The sequence below is a fragment of the Bordetella muralis genome (genome assembly GCF_054781015.1).
Genome location: NZ_BAAGVF010000006.1, coordinates 1327629 through 1348284, shown reverse-complemented (window position 1 = coordinate 1348284; position 20656 = coordinate 1327629). Strand labels below are relative to the sequence as shown.

Here is a 20656-nt window from a genome sequence, read left to right as displayed (position 1 = left end):
TCGCCCGGCAGCCCCTGGGACGGGTGGGGCTTAGACGTAGCAAGGCCCCTCGATAAGCGGATGTTTGGCGAGGAAATCCGGGTCGGGACGCAAGCCTATGCCCGCGCCGGCCAGCGGTTGTACGCAGCCTTGGGCGTCCAGGCGATAGGGCAGCACGTCCGCCAGATGGTCGCGAAACGGATTCAACTGGGTCACGTCGGCCTCGAAATAGCCCGGATTGTCGACCGCGCACAGATAGTGGATCGAGGTCGCCATATTGATGGCGGTCGCCGATGTATGGGGGTTGACCGTCAGTTTCTGTGCGGACGCCATGGCGGCGATGCGCATGCCCTCTGTGATTCCTCCGGTCTTGGACAGGTCCGGTTGCAGGAACCCGACGCTGCCGTCTTCTAACAACGGGCCGAATTCGTAACGGGTGTAGTGGTTTTCGCCTGCTGCCAACGGGACGCGGCCCAGCCGGGCGGCGTTGGCGTAGGCGTGCCTGTCCCAGGCGGGAAAGGGTTCCTCGAGCCAACTGACGCCGAGTTCTTCGTAGGCCGGCATGACGCGGCGTACGTCATCCAGGGTATAGCCCGTGTTGGCGTCTACCAGCAGATCGATGTCGTCGCCCAGCGCTTGCCGTACAGCACGTACGCGTTCCACGTCGCGGCCTGCCGTGTCGCCCACACGCAGTTTTAACGCGCGAAAGCCCAGTTCCACCAAGGCGCGAGCCTCGTCAACGAGGGATTCCGGCGCCTGCCATCCCAATGCGATACCGCCCGCATAGGCTTTGATCGGCTTGGGCGTGCCGCCGAGTAACTGGCACAGCGGCCATTGGGTCGCCTGGCAGCGGATGTCCCACAACGCCAGGTCCAGTCCACTGAGCGCCAGCGCCGCTGCGGCGCCCATGCCATGGCTGGCCAGTTGCATTTTGTAGACGCGATGCCAGACGCCCGCAACATCCGTTGCGTCCATGCCCAGCACCAGTTCGCGCAGGGTGGTGTCGATGAGGCGTGCAATGGCGCCAGGGCAACGACCGTGATGGGCTTCGCCCCAGCCCACCAGGCCGTCGTCGGTTTCGACGCGCACCAGCACCGCATCGCGCTTGACGCTGCGGCCGATGCCCAGACGTACCGATTTTTCAGCAGGAACAGGAAAGGAGATGGGTACGGCGCGTATGTCGGCAATTCGCATGACGGATCTCACGAGATGGATTGAGGGGAAGACAACACATGAGGGTTGACGATGTTGGGCGCGACGTCGCCGCGCAAGAGCGCCAATAGATTGGCAATCGCGCCTTCGCTCATGCGCCTCATGCTGGAGTCGGTGATCCCTGCAATGTGCGGCGTCAACAGCAGATTCGGGGCGTCGAGAGCCGGGCTGTCTGCAGGCAGCGGTTGAATGTCATGGACATCCAGTGCCGCGCCGCCTAAATGGCCGCGACGCAAGGCATCCAGCAACGCAGCGGTCTGCACGACGGGGCCGCGCGACACATTGATGAGGATTGCGCCAGGCTTCATGCTGTTGATCATGTCGGCATTCGCCAGGCCGCGCGTCTCATCAGTCAACGGGCAGCACAGCACAATGATGTCAGCGTTGGCGAACAAAGCCTCCCGCGTAGCGGGCTGTACGCCCGGCGGCAAGGATTCCGGACGGCGTGTCAGGCCTAGCACCGACATCCCGAGGCCGGCAGCGGCCTGCGCCAGCCGGCTGCCGATTGCGCCCACACCTACGATGCCGCACGTCATGCCGTCCAGTTCGGCGGTGTGATCCGCCAATGGCCGTGCGGCGCTCCAGCCGGCATGGCGCAGCTCGGCGTCGATAGCAGCGAGCGGCCGGCGCAGGTTGAGCATGGCCGCCAGGCAATACTCGACCACGGCAGACGTGTTCGATCCGGGAACATTGGCGACGGGGATTCGATGTTGATTGGCCGCATCCATGGGGATCATGTCCAGTCCGACACCATGCCGAACCACGGCTCGCAAGTGGGGCGCATGATCGAAAATATCGGCGGGCAATTGGGTGCGGACGACGAGACCATGTACGTCCGCAACGTATCGCCGCAGCGTGTCCGCGGACGTGTCGGGCGCGACAATCAGATCCACCTGCGCCGCGAGTTTCGGTTGGATATCGGGATGAATAGGATTGGTGAGCAGAACGCGAGGCTTAGCGGTCATCTGATGCTCCGGCGGCGACGGGATTACTTAATGTGCCCAGTTTGCTGAGCGATATCGACACGCTATTGCCGGCTTTCAGCCATGCCGGGGGCTGATGGGCACCCGCAACGCCGGCTGGTGTGCCCGTGGCAATGATGTCGCCCGGATCCAAGGGCATGCGTGCCGAGGCATACTCAATCAGTTCGGCAATGTTGAACAGCATGCTGCGCGTGCTGGACCGTTGCAGCACACGTCCGTCGACGTCCAGGTGGATATCCAGGGCATAGGGATCCGGGATCTCATCGGGCGTTACGAGCCATGGTCCCAGCGGGCCGGACGTCGGTTGATTTTTCCCCCGTACAAAGCCCCCGTCGGCTTTGACCAGTGTTGTGGCGCTGACATCGTTGATGATGGTGTAGGCGGCCACGTATTCCATCGCCTGTTCACGCGACACGCGCAAAGCGGGTTTGCCGATGATGGCGGCGAGTTCGGCTTCGTAGGTGACATTGCCCGCATCGGGGAGCACGCGAATGACATCATTGGGGCCGATGACAGTGCGCCCCGATTTGACAAAGATCACCGGTTCCGCAGGCGGCGCCATGTCGCGCTCGGCTAACGCGTCATGGTAGTTGAACGCGGCGCCGACGATCTTGCCGGGGCGGGGCAAGGGTGCCGCCAGGCGCAACGTGGACAACGGCAATCGTGCGCTTTTGTCGACAGGTGCAGCGGCTGCAAAACGCTGAGCGATGTTGATCAGCCCATATTCGACCCAGCCCATCAGCGTGTCCGGCAAGTCCGCATAATCGGCCGAGCAGGCGGGATGCCGGACATCGGCCACCCAGGCTTCCGGGGCTGTGGGATCACCTGGCAATATGCCGGGCACGATACGTCCGGCTGCGTCATAGTAGGAAACGAAGCGCATAGTCGTCAGGCCACGCGATATTGGTCGAGGATTTCACGCCGTATATCGATACCCAGCCCCGCGCCGGTCGGCACCTGTACGATGCCTGCTTGTTGCACGATGGGCTCGGTCGACAAATGATCGCGAAACGGGTTCTCGCACTGTTCGAACTCGAGCAGTGGCGGCATGGGGCGAAAGCTCGGCGGTTGATCCGGCAACGCTGCTAAAAAGTGCAACGTTGCTGCCAGCCCGATGGCCGAACCCCATGCATGCGGCACGCATTCGACGCCATGCGCGGCCGCCAGCGTGGCGATCTTGCGGCATTCGCTGATGCCACCGGCAGCACATACGTCGGGCTGCACGATATCCATGGCCTTACGCACGACCAGATCACGAAAACCCCATCGGGTGAATTCGTTTTCGCCGCCCGCGACTGCCATATCCAGCGCGCGCGTGACTTCGACATAGCCATCGACGTCTTCGGGCGAAATGGGCTCTTCGAACCATTCCACATTCAGCTGTTCCAGCTCGCGTCCCAGGCGTATGGCCGCGGGCACGGTGAAACAATGATTGGCATCCACCATCAACCGCACATCATCCCCGATGGCTTTGCGCACGGCGGCCACGCGCTCGATGTCCAGCTTGGGCGAGCCCAGGCCGATTTTCATCTTGATGGCGGTGAAGCCTTCTTCCACGTAGCCGCGCGCTTCGTCGACGGCTTCGTCGATGAGCCGGTCCATATCGATGAAATACAGGCCGGTCGCGTAGGCGGAAACTTCGGTCCGGTAAGCACCGCCAATGAGTTTATGAATGGGCTTGCCGCATACCTTGCCGATGATGTCCCACAGCGCAATGTCGATACCGCTCAGTGCAGAAATCGCCATGCCCTTGGATCCGTAGTCTTTGATACGGTTGTAGAGGTCTTCCCAGATCACCTCTACATCGAAGGCATCGCGTCCGACAATACGAGGGCCGTATTGCGAGTCGATGTAGGCGCGTGCGACCTGGGCGGGACCATAGCATTCACCCCAGCCGACTACGCCGTCCGTGGTTTCGATTTCGACAATGCATGAGCCGCGCGTTTTGTACAACCATCCGCGCGACGAGGTAAAGGGACGCTCGACAGGCGCGCTGACAACATGGCAAGTGACTTTCTTGATGGTGCTCACATCCGACCTCATTTTGCTTTGAAGACTTTGGTTCCAACGTCATCCAGTGTTTTCTGGACGGCCAATACTTCTTTCTCGAGTTGATCTCCTGCCAGGCCATCCACCAGAAAACCGTTCTGTTCGGAAAAAGTCTTGAACGTGGGGCTCAAGATCGCTTTTTCGAAAGCCTGAATGAGCTTGTCGCGTACCGGCCCTGGCAGACCGGCGGGGCCGACTACATAGGCCATCTGTACCAGCGGACCGTAGGGAAAGACGTCATAGCCTTTTTCTTTGAAGGTCGGCACATCCGGCCAGACTTGCAAACGTTGGGTATCGAACACCGCGATGGGTTTGACGTAACCGGCCTCGATCTGGCCGCGACTTTCCGAGGGTTTCAGCACAGCGGCCTGGATTTGCTTGCCGGACAAGTCCGCGATCACTTTGGAGCCGCCGGGGTAGGGCACATTGACGTAAGGCACGCCGGCAACACGGGCCGTCATCTCGGCAAAAATATGGTTCAGGTTATTGGTGCCCGGTGTGCCGATAGAAACCTTACCCGGGTTCTTTTTCATGTAATCGAGGAATTCTTCCAGCGTCTGGGCGGGGCCGGACGCGGGCACCAACAAGATGAGCGGGTCGGTCGAAACCCGAGCAATGTGGGTGAACTGGTCATTGCGCAGGGGCGTCATTTTCTGGGCAATCTGAGCCAGCGTCGAACTCGTGCCCATGCCAATGACATAGCCATCTGGCGGAGCATTGGCGACCTTGGTCAGGCCTATGGCGCCGGTAGCGCCCGGGGCGTTTTCCACCACGATGTTGAACCCGTCTTTTGCCAAAATCTGCTGCAGTGCGCGGGCGGCAATGTCGTTCGAGCCGCCTGCATTCCAGGGCACGATAAATCGAATCTCCCTGGACGGATAAGCATCGGCAGACCAGGCCGGCAGGGATGCAGCAGTCAGTGCAACGGCAAAAAACGCTTTCTTTATCAAGGACATGGTTGTCTCCTCCTTGGGGTTGGCCGATTTTTCGGCTTGCGGTTTTGCTGTGATGCTAGCATTCGTTATAACAAACAACAATAGGGAGGTTGGCAATTTGCCAAGCGAGGCAGACAGTGCGAACATCCCGGTTCGCTATTCGTTGTAACAAAGGGGTTTTACGTGGGCGCAACCGGCCTGAAGCAAATCGAGAAATACACGCTGTGGGACCGGGCGTATGCGGAATTACGGGGCGCGTTGCTGGCGGGACGTTTCGTACCGGGCCAGCGCATATTGCTGCGCGACGTGGCCGGCGAGTTGGGAATCAGCCTGACGCCTGTACGCGATGCTGTGAATCATCTGATCGCGGAGCGCGTGCTCGAGCGTGGTACCGGGGGGCAGGGAGGCGGCGCAATCGTGCCGCCTATCGATCCAGATCAATTCCGGCAGTTGACCATCATGCGTGCGGATCTGGAGTCACGTGCCGCCTACGAGGCCGCGGCTCATGCGACTGACTCGGATATCGCGTTATTGCGCCAGCACCTGGTGCAGATGACGGATCACATCAATGAAGAACGGCGAGATCATTATCTGGAGATGCATCGCCGCTTTCATTTCGGTATTTATGCACTGGCGCGCATGCCGATCATTCAGGATGCCATCGAGACGCTGTGGCTGCGTTGTGGCCCGGTCTTGACCATCGTCTTGCCGGAATATGTACCGTATTTGAAAAAGACGGACTACCATGCCGCGGCGTTGGATGCGTTGCAGCGCAAGGATGCGCAGGGCGTGGCGGACGCCATTCGGCGCGACATCTCCGAGGCGGGGACCTATATCCATCAATTATTGTGCCGCCGGGAGGCCACGGCAGACACACAGGCGGGGTAACAGCCGCCGCCTGTGCAGGCCTCAGTTGCGCGGCTTGCGTGCGCGCAACAGTTCGTCCAGTACCAGCAGCACTGCGCCACAGGTGATGCAGACATCGGCAATGTTAAAGGCGGGGTAGTACCAGTCGTTCCAGTAGAACAACAGAAAATCGATGACGTGGCCGTAGACCACGCGATCGATCACATTGCCGAGCGCGCCGCCCAGTATCAGCGTGAGCGCCAGGCAAAAGCGCGGCTGCGCCGTATTGCGGCGTAGCAGCCAGACAATGACGACAGACGCGACGACGCCCAGCGCGGTGAACAGCCACCGTTGCCACCCGGCTTCGGAGGCCAGGAAACTGAACGCCGCGCCGCGGTTGTACACCAACGTGAAATCAAAGATCGGCAGCACGTTGACGCGTTGGCCGTACGTGTAAGCCGAGTCGAAGTACAGCTTGGTGACTTGGTCCAGGACGATCAGCAGCAGGGCGATCGATAACCAGCGCCCGGTGGTACGCGGCGCTGGTTGGACAGGCTGTCCTGGCTCACGGCCCGGCTGCCGGCTCGCGTTGTTCACGGAGCCTGCCGAGGATTGGCTTGGTACCTCATGCGACATGGTGTCAGGCCTTGTCGCGTGGCTCGCCCGAGCCAAACAAGTTGGACACGCAACGGCCGCAGATCTCGGGATGGTCCGCATCGCTGCCTACATCCAGACGCCAGTGCCAGCAGCGCTCGCATTTCTTGTTCGTGGACGGCGTGATCTCGATGCGCAAATCGCCCGTACCTGCATGGACCGTGGCACGAGAGACGATCAACACGAATCGCAGGTCGTCGCCCAGGCTTTCCAGGATGGCGCGATCGTCACCGTCGGCATGCAGATCGACTTCGGCCTGCAACGACGAGCCGATACCGCCTGCCGTGCGGACCTCTTCGAGTTTGCGTTGCACGTCGGCACGGATGGCGCGCAGACGCGCCCATTTCCCAGTCAACCCCTCGGCGTACGGCGGCAGCGTGTGAAACACCTCGGTGAAAATCGTGACGCGCGGCGCATCGGCTTGGTGCTTCAGTGCGGAATCGGCCAGGACTTTCCAGGCCTCTTCTGCCGTGAACGACAGAATGGGGGACATCAGCTTGAGCAGCGTCTGCGTGATTTCCAGCAGAGCTGTCTGTGCCGAACGTCGCGCCACGCTGTCGGTGGCAGTGGTGTACAGACGGTCCTTGAGAATATCCAGATAGAACGCGCCCAGATCCTCGGAGCAGAACGTCTGCAGACGCGAGACGGCAGGGTGGAAATCATAGCGCTCGTATTGCGCGATGACTTCAGCCTGCATTTGCGCCGTCATAGCCAATGCATAGCGGTCGATCTCGAACAGCTCGTCATATGGCACGGCCTGACTGACAGCGTCGAAGTCGGCCAGGTTGGCCAGCAAGAAGCGCAGCGTGTTGCGAATGCGGCGGTAGCCTTCGACCACGCGCTTGAGGATCTCGTCGGAAATCGACAGCTCGCCGGAGTAGTCTGTCGATGCGACCCACAAGCGCAAGATCTCGGCGCCGAGCGAGTCGGACACTTTTTGCGGGGCGATGACGTTGCCCACCGACTTGCTCATCTTGCGGCCTTGGCCGTCGACCACGAAACCGTGCGTCAACAGGGCCTTGTACGGCGGTTGACCATACAGCATGCAGCCGGTCAGCAGCGACGAGTGGAACCAGCCGCGATGCTGGTCGGAACCCTCGAGGTACAGATCAGCCGGCCAGGCCAGCTCGGCGCCGTGCGAGCCGCCCAGAGCCTGGTCTTTGCCGCCCAGCACGGTAGCGTGCGTGGTGCCCGAGTCGAACCAGACATCGAGCGTGTCGCGATTCTTTTCGTACTGATCTGCTTCGTCACCCAGCAGCTCGCGCGGGTCCAGCGACTGCCAGGCCTCGATGCCGTGTTGTTCAACGCGCTGTGCGACCTGTTCCAGCAATTCGACCGTACGCGGATGCAGGGCGCCGGTTTCCTTGTGCACAAAGAACGCCATGGGCACGCCCCATTGGCGTTGGCGCGACAAGGTCCAGTCGGGCCGGTTGGCGATCATGGCATGCAGGCGGGCGCGGCCCCAGGAGGGATAGAACGCCGTTGCATCAATGCCGGCCAAGGCGCTTTCGCGCAACGTGGGGCCGCCATCGGCGGGCTTGACGTCCATGCCGGCGAACCATTGGCTGGTGGCGCGGTAAATGACCGGGGTCTTGTGGCGCCAGCAATGCATGTAGCTGTGCGACAGTTTTTGCACGTCCATCAGCGACCCGGCGGCCTTCAGGGCCTCGACAATGCGCGGATTGGCGTCCCAGATGGACAGGCCGCCGAACAGCGGCAGGCTCTCGGCATATTTGCCATCGCCCAGCACGGGATTCAGGATCTGGTCGTCGGGCAGATCGTGCGCCTTGCACGACACAAAGTCCTCGATACCGTAGGCGGGAGCCGAGTGCACGACACCGGTGCCGGTGTCGATGGTGACGTAGTCGCCCAGGTAGATCGGCGAGGTGCGCGCATAGCCGGCATCGGCCGACGCCAGCGGATGATGGAAACGCAATCCGTCGAGCGCTGCACCCGCGGTGGTGGCGATGATTTCGCCTTGCAGGTTCCAGGCTTTCAGGCAGGCTTCCACGCGCTCGCTGGCCAACAGCAGCAGTGATCCATGCGCCGTTGCCGGGGTGACGCGCACCAGCGCGTATTCCAGTTCAGGATGCACGTTCAGGGCCTGGTTGGCCGGAATCGTCCACGGCGTCGTGGTCCAGATCACCACCGCGCCATCGTCGACCGCATCCAGGCCGAAGGCCTTCGCCACGCCCGGCTTGTCTGCGAACGGAAACGCCACATCGATGGCCGGATCCACGCGATCAGCGTATTCGACCTCGGCCTCGGCCAAGGCCGAGCCGCAGTCGAAACACCAATTCACGGGCTTCAGACCACGGAATACGTAGCCCTTTTGCAGGATGCCACCCAGCGCACGGATCTCGTTCGCCTCGTTGCTGTAGTTCATGGTCAGGTAGGGGCGATCCCACTCGCCCAACACACCCAGACGCTTGAAGTCCTGGCGTTGACGATCAATCTGTTCCAGTGCGTACGCCCGCGCCTTGGACTGGACTTCCGTCACGGGCAGGTGCTTGCCGAATTTCTTTTCGATCTGGATCTCGATCGGCATGCCGTGACAGTCCCAGCCCGGCACATAATGCGCGTCGTAGCCCGCCATGTTGCGGCTCTTGACGATGATGTCCTTCAGGATCTTGTTGACCGCGTGGCCAATGTGGATGTCGCCGTTGGCATAGGGCGGTCCGTCGTGCAGCACAAAACGCGGCCGGCCACGGCTGGCAGCGCGTATGGCTTGATACACGTGGTTTTCTTCCCACTGGGTGACCCAGGCAGGTTCGCGTTTGGCAAGATCACCTCGCATCGGAAAGGAGGTGTCGGGCAGATTGAGGGTTTTTTTATAGTCCATGAACGGCAAAATAGGCACGCGCGTTTTGCGCGTCGTCGGCGATGGCGGCTGTCAGGGAAGGCAGATCGGGAAATTTTTCTTCGTCCCGCAACTTGTGCAGGAACTCAACGCGTATGAGTTTACCGTATGCGTCAGCCGGGCCATCGAGCAGGTGTGACTCTAATAGCACACGTCCGTGATCCTCGACGGTGGGGCGCACTCCCAGGCTGGCGACGGCGCGGCGCGGTTGCTCGCCCAACCCATGGACTCGTACTACATAAATCCCCGAGCGCGCGGCACAGCGTGGCGCAACGCGCAGATTCAAGGTGGGAAAACCCAGCGTACGGCCGAGTTTCTGGCCGTGGATCACGTGTCCGCTGATCTGGAACGGGCGCCCCAGCAGATGTTCGGCGCGAGCCAGATCTCCCACGGCAAGCGCGGTGCGGACCTCCGAGCTCGATACGCGATGCCCTTGGCGGTCGGTCACGTCAGCGATCGTCTGTACCTCGAACCCGTGCACCATGCCCGCCTCGCGTAGCAGGTCGACGTCGCCGCTGCGCTTGCGGCCAAAGCGGAAATCTTCTCCCACGAGCAGCCAACGCGTCTGCAGGCCGCCCACCAAGAGTTCCTCGATGAAGGCATTGGCAGACATATCCGCGAATCGCGCGTTGAATCGCTCGATGACGATCTGCGCCATGTCCTGGCTGGCAAGCGCTTCGAGTTTGTCGCGCAAACCAGAGATACGCGTCGGCGCGAGTTCCGGCCGCTGGTTCAGCGTGGCGAAATATTCACGGGGATGCGGCTCGAATGTCAGCACCGAGGGCAGCAGCCCGCGTTCGCGGGCCGCCTGCCGCACGCGCGCCAGAATGGCCTGATGACCGCGATGGACGCCGTCAAAATTGCCGATTGTCAGCGCGCAGGGGGATCGCCGCGCAGGCGGCGGGACCGATCGATAGAGTTGCAGCAAGGTTTTCACGACCGAGAGTTTACAATTTTAGGTTGGTTTGCCTTGGAATATCTCATCTTGCCGGAATCCTCACCTTTAAAACGTCGCCTGGTTATCCTTATTTCGGGACGTGGCAGCAATATGCAAGCCCTGGTTCACGCCTGTCGCGACCAGGCATGGCCCGCCGAGGTCTGCGCCGTCATTGCCAGCCGCCCCGATGCGGCGGGATTGTCGTGGGCGCGCGAACAGGGCATCGCCGCCGGCGCGCTGTATCACAAGGATTTCCCTAGCCGGGAAGCTTTCGATACGGCGCTGGCCGAGGAAATCGACCGGTACCAGCCCGATTATGTGTTGCTGGCTGGTTTCATGCGCGTCTTGACGCCGGGATTCGTGAATCACTACGCGGGCCGGTTGGTGAACATTCATCCGTCGTTGCTGCCCATGTTCCCCGGTCTGCATACGCACGCTCAGGCGTTGGCGACAGGGGTGCAGTTGCACGGATGTACGGTGCATTTCGTGACGCCGGTACTGGATCACGGCCCCATCATCGCGCAGGGCTGCGTTCCTGTCCGTGCAGGTGACACACCTGATATCCTGGCTGACCGCGTGCTGGCCGTGGAGCACCAGGCCTATCCCGCAGCGGTTCGCTGGCTGGTCGAGGGCAGGGTGCGCCTGACGGTCGATCATCGTGTCGAGGTCGATGGCGATCCGCAACGTCTGTTTATCGAGGGCGAGGTCTGACGGCCAGGCCGTATCCCCATCGCAACCTCTCGTTATCATCCGCCGAGGCAGTTTGTCTCGGCCCTGAATTTTGACCGGTCAAGGCGCAGCCTCGGCCTTATGGAAAAACAATGAGCAAGAATCCCGCCTCTCGGCAGCGTCCCGCAGGCGCTTTTTCCACGAACCGATCTGAAACCGGTCCGCGTGGTGGAGCCCGTCGCACATCCAGCGGGCCATTTCGGTCCGAAGGGCGATCAGGCTATTCGGACCGGTCTCGGCCCGAAGGGCGCTCGGGTGACTCGGATCGGTCCAGGCCCCAGGGACGATCGGGCTATCCGGATCAGCCTCGCTCCGAGAGGCGATCGGGGTACTCGGAGTCGTCCCGGCCTCAGGGTCGCTCCAGCCAATCTCGGTCGCCCGGTCAATCGCGGTCTCAGGCCGACTCCCAACCGCGCACGCCGCGTGCCGTGATCCGCATTGATCAGGTCCAGCGTGTTTTGGGCGAAATCCTGCAATGGACCTACCCGGCCGATGCCACCTTGTCGCACTGGTTCCGTGCTCACCCCACGCTGGGTGGTCGTGACCGTGGCGAGGTTGCCGAGGCCGTGTACGACGTATTGCGCCACCTGCGCCGTTACCGTCAGCTCGCCGAAAGCGGCAGCGGTCCGGCGTCGCGCCGCCTGGCGATCCTGGGCCTGACTGCCACCTTGGGTGCGGCGTTTTTAGAAGACGGCCTGGACCCCTCCGAGCGCGATTGGCTGGAACGCGTCAGCCGCATAAATCCCGCTACATTGCCCCGTGCTGTTCGTACCAGCATGCCTGACTGGCTGGACGAGCGCCTGGGCACGCTGGACGATCCGGAATCTTTGATGTCGGCGCTGAATCGTCCGGCTGCACTCGATCTGCGAGTCAATCCCCTCAAGGTGGAACGCGACGCGGCGCTGGCTGCCTTGGGCGACGGTCCCGCGGCGCGTTTTGAGCCTCAGCCTACCCCGTATTCCCCGTGGGGTATCCGGCTGGCCGGCCGGCCAGCGGTCAATCGCTGGCCCCTGTTCGAGAACGGCAGTCTCGAGGTCCAGGACGAGGGCAGTCAATTGTTGGCCTTGCTGGTCGGCCCGCGCCGCGGCGAGATGATCATTGATTTCTGCGCAGGGGCGGGTGGGAAAACGCTACTCCTGGGCGCGCTGATGCGTTCTACCGGGCGTTTGTACGCCTTTGACGTCTCGGCTGCCCGGTTGGCGCGTGCCAAACCCCGTTTTGCCCGTAGCGGGCTATCCAACGTGGTGCCGGTGGCCATCGAAAGCGAAAATGACGCGCGCGTCAAACGCCTGGCGGGCAAAGCGCAGCGCGTACTGGTCGATGCTCCTTGCAGCGGAATCGGCACATTGCGCCGCAATCCCGATCTGAAATGGCGCCAGCATCCCGAGGCCCTGGCAGAATTGGGGGCGCTACAGACGCGTATCCTGAATAGCGCCGCGCGGTGTGTTGCCCCGGGCGGGCGCCTGGTGTATGCCACCTGCAGCCTGCTGGCCGAGGAAAACGAGGTCCAGGTTCAGCAGTTCCTCGACACGCACCCCGATTTCGAGCGTCTGGATGCGGCGGAAATTCTGGCCAGCCGCTGCCCGGAACTCGATCTCGAGGGCCCCTACGTCCAGTTGCGCCCAGACGTACACGGCACCGATGGATTTTTTGCCGCAGTGTTGGAACGTAAAAAGGCGAGTGCTGTGGCACCCGTGTCCGATGAGGCTGCGTCCACGTCTGATGGGGCAGAGTCTGCCTCCTCGGATAATGAATCCTTGGCTATAGAGAACGAGGTCGCCGCCGATAACGGGCCCGCTACCGCTCAGACCGAGCCTGCCTCTGTTGACACAGGCTCGACACCCGCAGGAGGCAAACTTGCTGCTCCCGACACCAAGCCGTCCGCGGAATAACCCTGTCACCGAGACGGAAAAGCCACAGTTCGTCCGGTAGTTTGTTGCAAAATGTGTTTTTAGTGGGGCATCATTGACATGCCGCCTCGCCCCGGGGCAGAACCCCTCAGGGGGTCGAAATTCTCCCTCCGGGCCGAGGCGCCGCTGCTTAGTCCTTGATTTATCACAAAAACTATTTTGAAATCCCGCTGTCATAAGCAAGTCAGGTACGCTAAACTGCGTTCCATTCCTTTATGCGAGGGTCGCAAAAAGCTTTATGGATCAATTCCTTTCCTTCCTCTCCGGCGGATTTACCCAAGCCAGCTGGTGGCAGATTGTTCTGTTCACCCTGGGGATGACGCACGTCACCATCGTGGCTGTCACGATCTTCCTGCACCGCAGCCAGACGCACCGCGGTCTCGACTTACACCCCGCAGTAATGCATTTCTTCCGGTTCTGGCTCTGGATGACGACGGGCATGGTCACAAAGGAATGGGTCGCCATTCACCGTAAACACCACGCCAAATGCGAAAAAGAGGGCGATCCTCATTCGCCGATGCTGTTCGGTGTCTGGAAGGTATTGTTCCGTGGCGCTGATCTGTATCGCGTAGAGTCTGCCAACAAGGAAACCATGGCTAAATTCGGCCACGGTACGCCGGACGACTGGCTCGAGCAGAACGTCTATGCCAAGCACAGCCTGTGGGGCGTGCTCACCATGCTGGCCATCGACGTGGCCCTGTTTGGCGCGATCGGCCTGACGGTCTGGGCGGTGCAAATGGCCTGGATTCCGTTCTGGGCGGCCGGTGTGGTCAATGGTATCGGCCACTTCTGGGGCTATCGCAACTACAACAGCCCGGACACCAGCACCAACGTATTCCCGTGGGGCATCGTGATCGGTGGCGAAGAGCTGCACAACAACCACCACGCTCATGGCACGTCGGCCAAGTTCTCCGCCAAATGGTATGAGATCGATATCGGCTGGGGTTACATCCAGGTCCTGAAATTCTTCGGCCTGGCCAAGGTCCGCAAGGTCGCGCCCAAGCTCAAGCTCGAAACGAACACCAAGGCCATCGATCTGCGTACGCTGCAAGGCGTGATCACGCACCGCTACGAGGTCATGGCCCGTTACGGCGAGATCATCAAGACCACGCTGCGCGAAGAGCTCGGCAAGATCAAGCCGGCCCATGACGACCACAGCGCGTCGCGCTTGCAGCGTGTGCGCCGTTGGCTGCACCGCAACGAGGATGTCCTGCATCCCGAGCAGCGCGCCGAGGTCGATCAGGCCATCGCACACAACAAGTCCTTGTCCACCCTGGTGCAAATGCGCCGTGAGTTGGGCCGCTTGTGGGAAAGCTCCAGCGCCAGCAGCGAGCAACTTTTACATGACCTGCAGGCCTGGTGCCAGCGCGCCCAGCAAAGCGGCATCGCCGGGCTCGAGCAATTTGCACAACGTCTCAGCCGCTACGCGGCATGATGCTAGAGCAACTCAATCCCGAACAACGCGCCGCAGTAACGCTTGATCCGCAGCACGCCCTGGTTCTCGCCGGGGCGGGCAGCGGCAAGACACGGGTCTTGACGACCCGCATGGCCTGGCTGATTCAAACCGGCCAGGCCAGTCCATTTGGGCTGCTGGCTGTCACGTTTACCAACAAGGCTGCGCGCGAGATGCTGTCGCGCATGTCGGCGATCCTGCCGATCGATACGCGCGGCCTGTGGATCGGCACCTTTCACGGGCTGTGCAATCGCATGCTGCGTGCACATCATCGTGATGCCGGTCTGCCGCAATCCTTTCAGATTCTCGATACCTCCGATCAATTGGCGGCCATCAAGCGCCTCTTGAAGGCCAACGGTATCGACGACGAAAAATACCCCCCTCGCGACGTCCAGCGTTTTATCAGCGGCGCCAAAGAGGCGGGTGAGCGTCCCGGCGATATCGAGGCCTACGATAGCCATCGACGCCGCTTGATCGAGATCTATCAGCTCTACGAGGCGCAGTGCCAGCGCGAGGGCGTGGTCGATTTTGCCGAGCTGCTATTGCGTGCGTACGAGCTGTTGACACGCAACGCTCCCGTGCGCGAACACTACCAGCGGCGTTTCCGCCACATCCTGGTCGACGAGTTTCAGGACACCAACACCCTGCAGTACAAATGGCTCAAACTGTTGGCCGGGGGTGGGGCAGCCATTTTTGCGGTGGGCGACGACGATCAGTCGATTTATGCCTTTCGTGGCGCCAACGTGGGCAACATGGCGGATTTCGAGCGCGACTATGCGCGCGGCACCGTCATTCGGCTGGAACAAAACTACCGGTCCTATGGCCACATCCTGGACTCGGCCAATGCGCTCATCGGCCACAATAGTGGCCGCCTGGGCAAGAACCTCTGGACCGAACAGGGCGAGGGCGAGCCCATCCGCGTCATCGAGCAACCCTCGGATGGCATGGAGGCCCAATGGCTGGTCGATGAGGTACGCTCGCTCATCAACGAGGGCAGCCTGCGCCGCGAAATCGCCGTTCTGTATCGCAGTAACGCGCAATCCCGTGTGATCGAGCATGCGTTGTTTTCGGCTGGTATTCCCTACAAGGTCTACGGCGGTCTGCGCTTTTTCGAACGCCAGGAAATCAAGCACGCCTTGGCCTATTTGCGTCTGATGGCCAATCCCCATGACGACACGTCGTGGATGCGCGTTGTCAATTTCCCCACGCGCGGCATTGGCGCGCGCACGCTGGAACAGTTGGCCGATGCGGCCCGCACGCTCGATACCAGTCTGTATGGTGCCGTGGCCCGCGTGCCTGGAAAAGGCGGCGCCAACCTGGCGCAGTTTGCGCAACTGATTGGCCGTTTGACTGACGAAACCCGCGAACTGCCGCTGCCAGAGCTGGTCGAGCACATGCTGGAGACCAGCGGCCTCGTCGAGCACTACAAGGCCGACCGCGACGGTGCCGAGCGTCTCGAAAACTTGAACGAACTGATCACGGCCGCGGCAGTGTTCGCCTCGGAGGAAAACTTCGACGGCTTGCCCGCCGGTATCGTGCCCGAAGGCGCCGTCGATAGTACTTTGATGCCCGGTGTGGTCGATGCGCCAGCCGAGATCCCGACCGGCATGACGCCGTTGGCCGCGTTCCTGTCGCACGCCTCGCTGGAGGCCGGTGACAACCAGGCGCAGGCTGGTCAGGACGCCGTGCAATTGATGACCGTACACGCCGCCAAGGGCTTGGAGTTCGACGCGGTGTTCATCACCGGTCTCGAAGAAGGCTTATTCCCCCACGAGAACAGCATTCTCGAGGACTCCGGGCTCGAGGAAGAACGCCGTCTGATGTACGTCGCCATTACGCGCGCACGCGAGCGTCTTTACCTCACTTTGGCACAGAGCCGCATGCTGCACGGCCAGACTCGCTACGCTATGCGTTCGCGGTTCCTGGACGAGATTCCGGAGCAACACCTGAAATGGTTGACCCCGCGGGGTGGGGTGGGTCATGCGCACGCCGGCTTTGGCGAATCGGCGGCTCGTGTCAGCCATGGCGACGCGTTCGGGCGCCGTTCGACCGGAACGATCTCACCGCGTACGCCACGCGGCGTGACCTCTGGCGTGACCGTGGGCGACAAGCAATTCCGCATCGGCCAGGGCGTTCGCCATGCTCGATTTGGTGACGGCACCATCATCGGCCTGAGCGGTTCCGGTCAGGATGCCCAGGCGCAAATCCAGTTTCGCGATGTGGGCGCCAAAACATTGGCGCTGGGCATAGCCAAGCTGGATATCGTCCAAGGCTGAGCTCGCCGTCTCTGCCAACCCAGAAGCAACAGTCAGGTCGACGCGGGAGCCGCATTCCGCGTCGGAATCTGCCCGCGCGAGGCGACGAGATAGGCGTCGCGGGTGCTCTGGATATGGCCTCGCAAAATCGTTTGCGCGCGACGCGTGTCCAGATTGCGGATAGCCTCGACCACCACGCGATGGTTGTCCTGGCAATGCCTGACCTGAGCGTTGTCGACGGGCAGTCGATAGCGCAGAGCCGTAATCTGCGCTGAGACGAGCTTGAATGCGTCCTTGAGGTACCCGTTCTCGCAATGGTCCACCAGCGTGTTGTGAAAATCAGTGTCCAGCCGGGGAAAGGCAGCCTGATCATTGCGGGCAAACGCTGCACCCATATCCTCTAAACATCTATCGAGCGCATGTACCAGCGGTCCGTGGCGGTGCTTCATCGCGTCGGCCAGGGCTTCGCATTCAATCATGGAGCGAAACTGGCAGATATGCGCCACCTCGGTGTCATTGAGCTGAAAAACAAAGGTGCCGCGCTGTGGGTGGATTTCTACCAGTCCTTCGAGCCGCAAGCGTAATAACGCCTCACGCACCGGGGTCTTGCTCATGCCCAGCATGTTCGATAAGACGAGCTCGGACAACGCCTCGCCAAACTGCAGGGGGCCAGTGACGATAGCGCTGCGGATGCGCTCGACAGCGAGGTCGGTGAGCGATTTCGGGCGTTCGACGGGTTCTGCAAAATTCATGGGGCCGCCTACTGTGGGATAGCGTGCATCTTACCATTATTGCGATGAGCGAGTCGGCAGCTGAACATATGATATCTGGTATATCAGATGAAAATATCCGCTCGGCGCTGGACGCCAAAAATAATTATAAGTCATTGTTTTTTAAGTAAATTAACAATGAAAATACGCCGTTTTTACGAGGATTGATATCCCGGGTTTTTACTGATGAAGAATCTGATATATCAGGTACCATGTTCGTTCTTCATTTTCTAAGACGTGACCGACAGGCCCTTGGCTTGATGCGGTCCAAGGCCCCATGAAATATCTGCAGAAATTCAGTGAGATCGTGTTGGTGCTGGGTCTAGGCGGGATGGTCGTGATGGTGTTCGGCAACGTGGTGCTGCGCTATGGATTTTCCTCGGGCATCACGTTTTCAGAGGAAGTGTCGCGCTTCATTTTTGTCTGGATCACCTTTCTCGGCGCCATTCTGGCGTTTGCTCAACGTGGCCATATCGCCATGGAAAGCCTGACGCGCCGTTTGCCGCCTGCCACACAGCGCATCGTGGCAATCGTGTCGGCGTTATTGATGCTCGGGTGTTGTGTGCTGATGGTGATCGGTGGCTGGAACCAGACAGTGATCAATCTGGCGAATTTCGCTCCTGTTTCCGGCATTCCCCGCGGTGCGATCTATGCCGCGGCAGTCGCGGCCGGTATCTGCCTGGGGGGACTCATCCTGCGTGATCTCTGGCGCCTGTTACGCGGAGCCTCGCTGGATCAATTCGAGCAGCATTCGACGACTGAATAGGGCCGGGGCGCAGGACATGACCATACTTGTCTTTATCCTTTCCCTGCTCGGCGCAATGGCGCTGGGTATGCCCATCGCGTTTGCGTTAATGGTCTGCGGCGTCGCGCTCATGTGGCAAGTCGGAATTTTCGACGCGCAGGTGTTGGCGCAGAATCTGGTCGACGGCGCCGATAGCTACCCGCTGATGGCCATTCCGTTCTTCATGCTCGCGGGTGAACTGATGAACGCAGGCGGCTTGTCGCGCCGCATCGTGGACGCGTTGCTCAGCCTGGTCGGCCATGTGCCGGGTGGCCTGGGATATGTCGCGGTGATCGCCGCCTTGATCTTGGCCAGCCTTTCCGGTTCTGCGATTGCAGACACAGCCGCGCTGGCCGCGTTGTTGATTCCCATGATGCGAGATGCGGGCTACAACGTCCCGCGCGCAGCCGGTCTGCTTGCCGCAGGGGGGGTGATAGCCCCCGTTGTACCGCCCTCAATCGGCCTGGTGCTGTTCGGCGCGATCGCGGGCGTGTCGGTGAGCAAGCTCTTCATGGCCGGCATCATTCCAGGCATCACCATGGCTGTTGCACTGATGGTTACCTGGTGGTGGTTATGTCGCAACGATGCGCCGCCAGTACGCCCACGCTGCAGCCGTGCAGAAACCTTCCATGCTATCCGGCAGGCGGGGTGGGCCATGATATTGCCTGTGATCATCATTGTCGGCGTGAAGTTCGGCGTATTCACGCCGACCGAGGCAGGCGTGGTCGCTGTCGTTGCCGCCATGTTGATCGGTGCATTTGCCTATCGTGAGTTGACCTGGAAAAGTATCTATCACTGCATGGTCAGCGCTGCCAAGGTATCGGCGGTCGTGATGTTCCTGGTTGCTGCCGCGTTGATCTCGGCGTGGCTCATCACCGTCGCCAACATCCCCGATCAACTCATCGAGCTGCTGCAGCCGTTCATCGATCGTCCCGTGTTGCTGATGATCTTGATGCAGCTCATCGTCTTTATCGTGGGCACGGCCTTGGATTTCACGCCTACCATCCTGATCCTGACGCCGGTGCTCATGCCCATCGTCAAACAGGCCCATATCGATCCGGTCTACTTCGGCGTGATATTCGTCATGAACAATGCGATCGGCCTGTTGACGCCGCCGGTCGGTAACGTGCTCAACGTGGTGTGCTCGGTAGGCAAGGTGCCCATGAATGACGTTATCCGAGGGGTGATGCCCTTTTTGGTGGCCGAAGCCGTGGTGCTGCTGCTAATGAGTATTTTCCCTTCTCTGGTGCTTGGTCCGTTACGTTGGCTGCACTGATTTCACCGCTGATTCATTCAATAAATAATATCGGAGACTCAACATGCGCAAGCTCATTCTCAACGTCCTGTTGGCCACCGGAGCCGTGGTGTTCAGCACAGGTGTCCACGCACAGATGGTGGCGAAATTCGGCTATGGCGCGACGGAGGATCACCCTCAAGGCGTCGCAGCTCGCAAATTTGCCGACCTGGTAAAAGAAAAGACCAACGGCCGTATCACCGTGAATACCTTCGGCAGTGGCAAGCTGGGCTCCGATCCCTCACTGCAGTCCCAGGTTCAAGGAGGCACGTTAGAGTTCATGACTGGCCCCACGTCGAATCTGGTTGGTCAGATCAAGGGGTTCGCGCTTTTCGATTTGCCCTATTTGGTCGCCAATTACAAAGAGGCCGACGCATTGCTCGACGGTCCGCAAGGCCAAGCGTTATTGGCCAAGCTCGATAGCGTGGGCCTGGTGGGACTGGGCTACCAGGAAAACGGTTTTCGCAGCATTACCAATTCCAAACACCCCATCACCAAGCTGGAGGATCTCGCGGGACTCAAAATCCGTGTCATCCAGAATCCCGTTTTTATCGACACATTCAAAGCACTGGGAGCGAACCCTGTACCCATGCCCTATACCGAGTTGTACGGCGCACTCGAGTCGCGTGCGGTTGACGCGCAAGAAAATCCCGTCGGTTTGATTGCCTCTGGCAAGTTCTACGAAGTTCAAAAGTATTACTCATTGACCGGCCATGTGTACTCGCCCTTTATCGTGATCGGCAGCAAGAAATGGTTCGACAAATTGTCGGACGCCGATAAAGCTGCAGTACGCGAAGCCGGCATCGAAGCCAGCAAATTCATGCGCCAACTCGAGCGCGAACAAGAGGTCAAGCTGCGTGCCTCATTGGAGGCCGAGGGTCTGAAGATCAACGAGCTAAGCCCCGAAGAATTGGCTCGCTTGCGTGAGGCAGTCAAGCCGGTAGTAGCAAAGTACGCGACAGAGCTGGGCGTCGATATCAATCAGTTGCAGAGTTCGCTCAAGTAA

At 60.7% G+C, this 20656-nt stretch carries 17 protein-coding genes; 8 read left to right on the top strand and 9 right to left on the bottom strand.

The window, feature by feature from the left end; translation table 11 throughout:
• Positions 1 to 30 precede the first annotated feature (30 nt).
• From ACYVIT_RS17105 to ACYVIT_RS17085, 5 genes are read right to left on the bottom strand one after another with little or no spacing between them, the layout of a single operon-like run.
• Positions 31 to 1173 (bottom strand): mandelate racemase/muconate lactonizing enzyme family protein, encoded by a 1143-nt coding sequence (locus ACYVIT_RS17105; RefSeq protein WP_415805966.1) that lies wholly within the window; start codon positions 1171 to 1173, stop codon positions 31 to 33.
• Between the two features lie 8 nt (positions 1174 to 1181).
• On the bottom strand, positions 1182 to 2156 hold the full coding sequence (locus ACYVIT_RS17100; RefSeq protein ID WP_415805965.1) for an NAD(P)-dependent oxidoreductase: 975 nt from the start codon (positions 2154 to 2156) through the stop codon (positions 1182 to 1184).
• Positions 2146 to 3057 carry a fumarylacetoacetate hydrolase family protein gene (locus ACYVIT_RS17095; RefSeq protein WP_415805964.1) on the bottom strand — a complete coding sequence of 304 codons (912 nt, stop codon included), beginning with the start codon at positions 3055 to 3057 and terminating at the stop codon, positions 2146 to 2148. Before ACYVIT_RS17095 ends, ACYVIT_RS17100 begins: the two co-directional genes overlap by 11 nt.
• A gap of 5 nt (positions 3058 to 3062) precedes the next feature.
• The gene (locus ACYVIT_RS17090; protein WP_415805963.1) at positions 3063 to 4205 is read right to left on the bottom strand and encodes a mandelate racemase/muconate lactonizing enzyme family protein; all 1143 of its coding nucleotides are present in this window, start codon (positions 4203 to 4205) and stop codon (positions 3063 to 3065) included.
• A gap of 8 nt (positions 4206 to 4213) precedes the next feature.
• Positions 4214 to 5179 (bottom strand): Bug family tripartite tricarboxylate transporter substrate binding protein, encoded by a 966-nt coding sequence (locus ACYVIT_RS17085; RefSeq protein ID WP_415805962.1) that lies wholly within the window; start codon positions 5177 to 5179, stop codon positions 4214 to 4216.
• 162 nt (positions 5180 to 5341) lie between these two features.
• Here ACYVIT_RS17085 and ACYVIT_RS17080 point away from each other — a divergent pair, with 162 nt between their 5' ends.
• Positions 5342 to 6046 carry a GntR family transcriptional regulator gene (locus ACYVIT_RS17080; RefSeq protein ID WP_415805961.1) on the top strand — a complete coding sequence of 235 codons (705 nt, stop codon included), beginning with the start codon at positions 5342 to 5344 and terminating at the stop codon, positions 6044 to 6046.
• 21 nt (positions 6047 to 6067) lie between these two features.
• On the opposite strand, the gene lspA is transcribed toward ACYVIT_RS17080, so the two are convergent.
• The 3 genes from lspA to ACYVIT_RS17065 are packed head-to-tail and all read right to left on the bottom strand — an operon-like array spanning position 6068 to position 10455.
• Positions 6068 to 6601: a signal peptidase II gene (lspA, locus tag ACYVIT_RS17075; RefSeq protein ID WP_415805960.1), complete on the bottom strand. Its 534-nt coding sequence runs from the start codon at positions 6599 to 6601 to the stop codon at positions 6068 to 6070.
• Positions 6602 to 6644: 43 nt separating this feature from the next.
• Entirely contained in the window at positions 6645 to 9500 is a 2856-nt protein-coding gene (gene ileS, locus ACYVIT_RS17070) for an isoleucine--tRNA ligase (RefSeq protein ID WP_415806034.1), read from the bottom strand.
• Positions 9490 to 10455 (bottom strand): bifunctional riboflavin kinase/FAD synthetase, encoded by a 966-nt coding sequence (locus ACYVIT_RS17065; protein ID WP_415805959.1) that lies wholly within the window; start codon positions 10453 to 10455, stop codon positions 9490 to 9492. The genes ileS and ACYVIT_RS17065 overlap by 11 nt, the downstream gene beginning before the upstream one ends.
• Before the next feature lie 48 nt (positions 10456 to 10503).
• Between ACYVIT_RS17065 and purN the strand changes: the two genes are divergently transcribed.
• The 4 genes from purN to ACYVIT_RS17045 all read left to right on the top strand — a co-directional run bounded on the left by purN (position 10504) and on the right by ACYVIT_RS17045 (position 16823).
• Positions 10504 to 11166: a phosphoribosylglycinamide formyltransferase gene (purN, locus tag ACYVIT_RS17060; RefSeq protein ID WP_415805958.1), complete on the top strand. Its 663-nt coding sequence runs from the start codon at positions 10504 to 10506 to the stop codon at positions 11164 to 11166.
• 446 nt (positions 11167 to 11612) lie between these two features.
• Complete coding sequence (locus ACYVIT_RS17055) at positions 11613 to 13076, top strand: RsmB/NOP family class I SAM-dependent RNA methyltransferase (RefSeq protein WP_415805957.1); 1464 nt, start codon at positions 11613 to 11615, stop codon at positions 13074 to 13076.
• Positions 13077 to 13332: 256 nt separating this feature from the next.
• Complete coding sequence (locus ACYVIT_RS17050; protein WP_415805956.1) at positions 13333 to 14529, top strand: DesA family fatty acid desaturase; 1197 nt, start codon at positions 13333 to 13335, stop codon at positions 14527 to 14529.
• Complete coding sequence (locus ACYVIT_RS17045) at positions 14526 to 16823, top strand: UvrD-helicase domain-containing protein (RefSeq protein ID WP_415805955.1); 2298 nt, start codon at positions 14526 to 14528, stop codon at positions 16821 to 16823. Before ACYVIT_RS17050 ends, ACYVIT_RS17045 begins: the two co-directional genes overlap by 4 nt.
• Before the next feature lie 32 nt (positions 16824 to 16855).
• On the opposite strand, the gene ACYVIT_RS17040 is transcribed toward ACYVIT_RS17045, so the two are convergent.
• Positions 16856 to 17554 carry a GntR family transcriptional regulator gene (locus tag ACYVIT_RS17040; protein ID WP_415805954.1) on the bottom strand — a complete coding sequence of 233 codons (699 nt, stop codon included), beginning with the start codon at positions 17552 to 17554 and terminating at the stop codon, positions 16856 to 16858.
• Positions 17555 to 17849: 295 nt separating this feature from the next.
• Here ACYVIT_RS17040 and ACYVIT_RS17035 point away from each other — a divergent pair, with 295 nt between their 5' ends.
• The 3 genes from ACYVIT_RS17035 to ACYVIT_RS17025 are packed head-to-tail and all read left to right on the top strand — an operon-like array spanning position 17850 to position 20656.
• Complete coding sequence (locus tag ACYVIT_RS17035; RefSeq protein ID WP_415805953.1) at positions 17850 to 18338, top strand: TRAP transporter small permease; 489 nt, start codon at positions 17850 to 17852, stop codon at positions 18336 to 18338.
• 16 nt (positions 18339 to 18354) lie between these two features.
• Entirely contained in the window at positions 18355 to 19632 is a 1278-nt protein-coding gene (locus ACYVIT_RS17030) for a TRAP transporter large permease subunit (protein ID WP_415805952.1), read from the top strand.
• Positions 19633 to 19675: 43 nt separating this feature from the next.
• Positions 19676 to 20656 (top strand): TRAP transporter substrate-binding protein, encoded by a 981-nt coding sequence (locus ACYVIT_RS17025; RefSeq protein WP_415805951.1) that lies wholly within the window; start codon positions 19676 to 19678, stop codon positions 20654 to 20656.

What these genes read in the sequence shown, in the direction of transcription:
- ACYVIT_RS17105 (WP_415805966.1), bottom strand. Translation starts at nt 1,173, where the DNA reads ATGCGAATTGCCGACATACGCGCCGTACCCATCTCCTTTCCTGTTCCT.
- ACYVIT_RS17100 (WP_415805965.1), bottom strand. Translation starts at nt 2,156, where the DNA reads ATGACCGCTAAGCCTCGCGTTCTGCTCACCAATCCTATTCATCCCGAT.
- ACYVIT_RS17095 (WP_415805964.1), bottom strand. Translation starts at nt 3,057, where the DNA reads ATGCGCTTCGTTTCCTACTATGACGCAGCCGGACGTATCGTGCCCGGC.
- ACYVIT_RS17085 (WP_415805962.1), bottom strand. Translation starts at nt 5,179, where the DNA reads ATGTCCTTGATAAAGAAAGCGTTTTTTGCCGTTGCACTGACTGCTGCA.
- ileS (WP_415806034.1), bottom strand. Translation starts at nt 9,500, where the DNA reads ATGGACTATAAAAAAACCCTCAATCTGCCCGACACCTCCTTTCCGATG.
- ACYVIT_RS17050 (WP_415805956.1), top strand. Translation starts at nt 13,333, where the DNA reads ATGGATCAATTCCTTTCCTTCCTCTCCGGCGGATTTACCCAAGCCAGC.
- ACYVIT_RS17045 (WP_415805955.1), top strand. Translation starts at nt 14,526, where the DNA reads ATGATGCTAGAGCAACTCAATCCCGAACAACGCGCCGCAGTAACGCTT.
- ACYVIT_RS17040 (WP_415805954.1), bottom strand. Translation starts at nt 17,554, where the DNA reads ATGAATTTTGCAGAACCCGTCGAACGCCCGAAATCGCTCACCGACCTC.
- ACYVIT_RS17035 (WP_415805953.1), top strand. Translation starts at nt 17,850, where the DNA reads ATGAAATATCTGCAGAAATTCAGTGAGATCGTGTTGGTGCTGGGTCTA.
- ACYVIT_RS17030 (WP_415805952.1), top strand. Translation starts at nt 18,355, where the DNA reads ATGACCATACTTGTCTTTATCCTTTCCCTGCTCGGCGCAATGGCGCTG.
- ACYVIT_RS17025 (WP_415805951.1), top strand. Translation starts at nt 19,676, where the DNA reads ATGCGCAAGCTCATTCTCAACGTCCTGTTGGCCACCGGAGCCGTGGTG.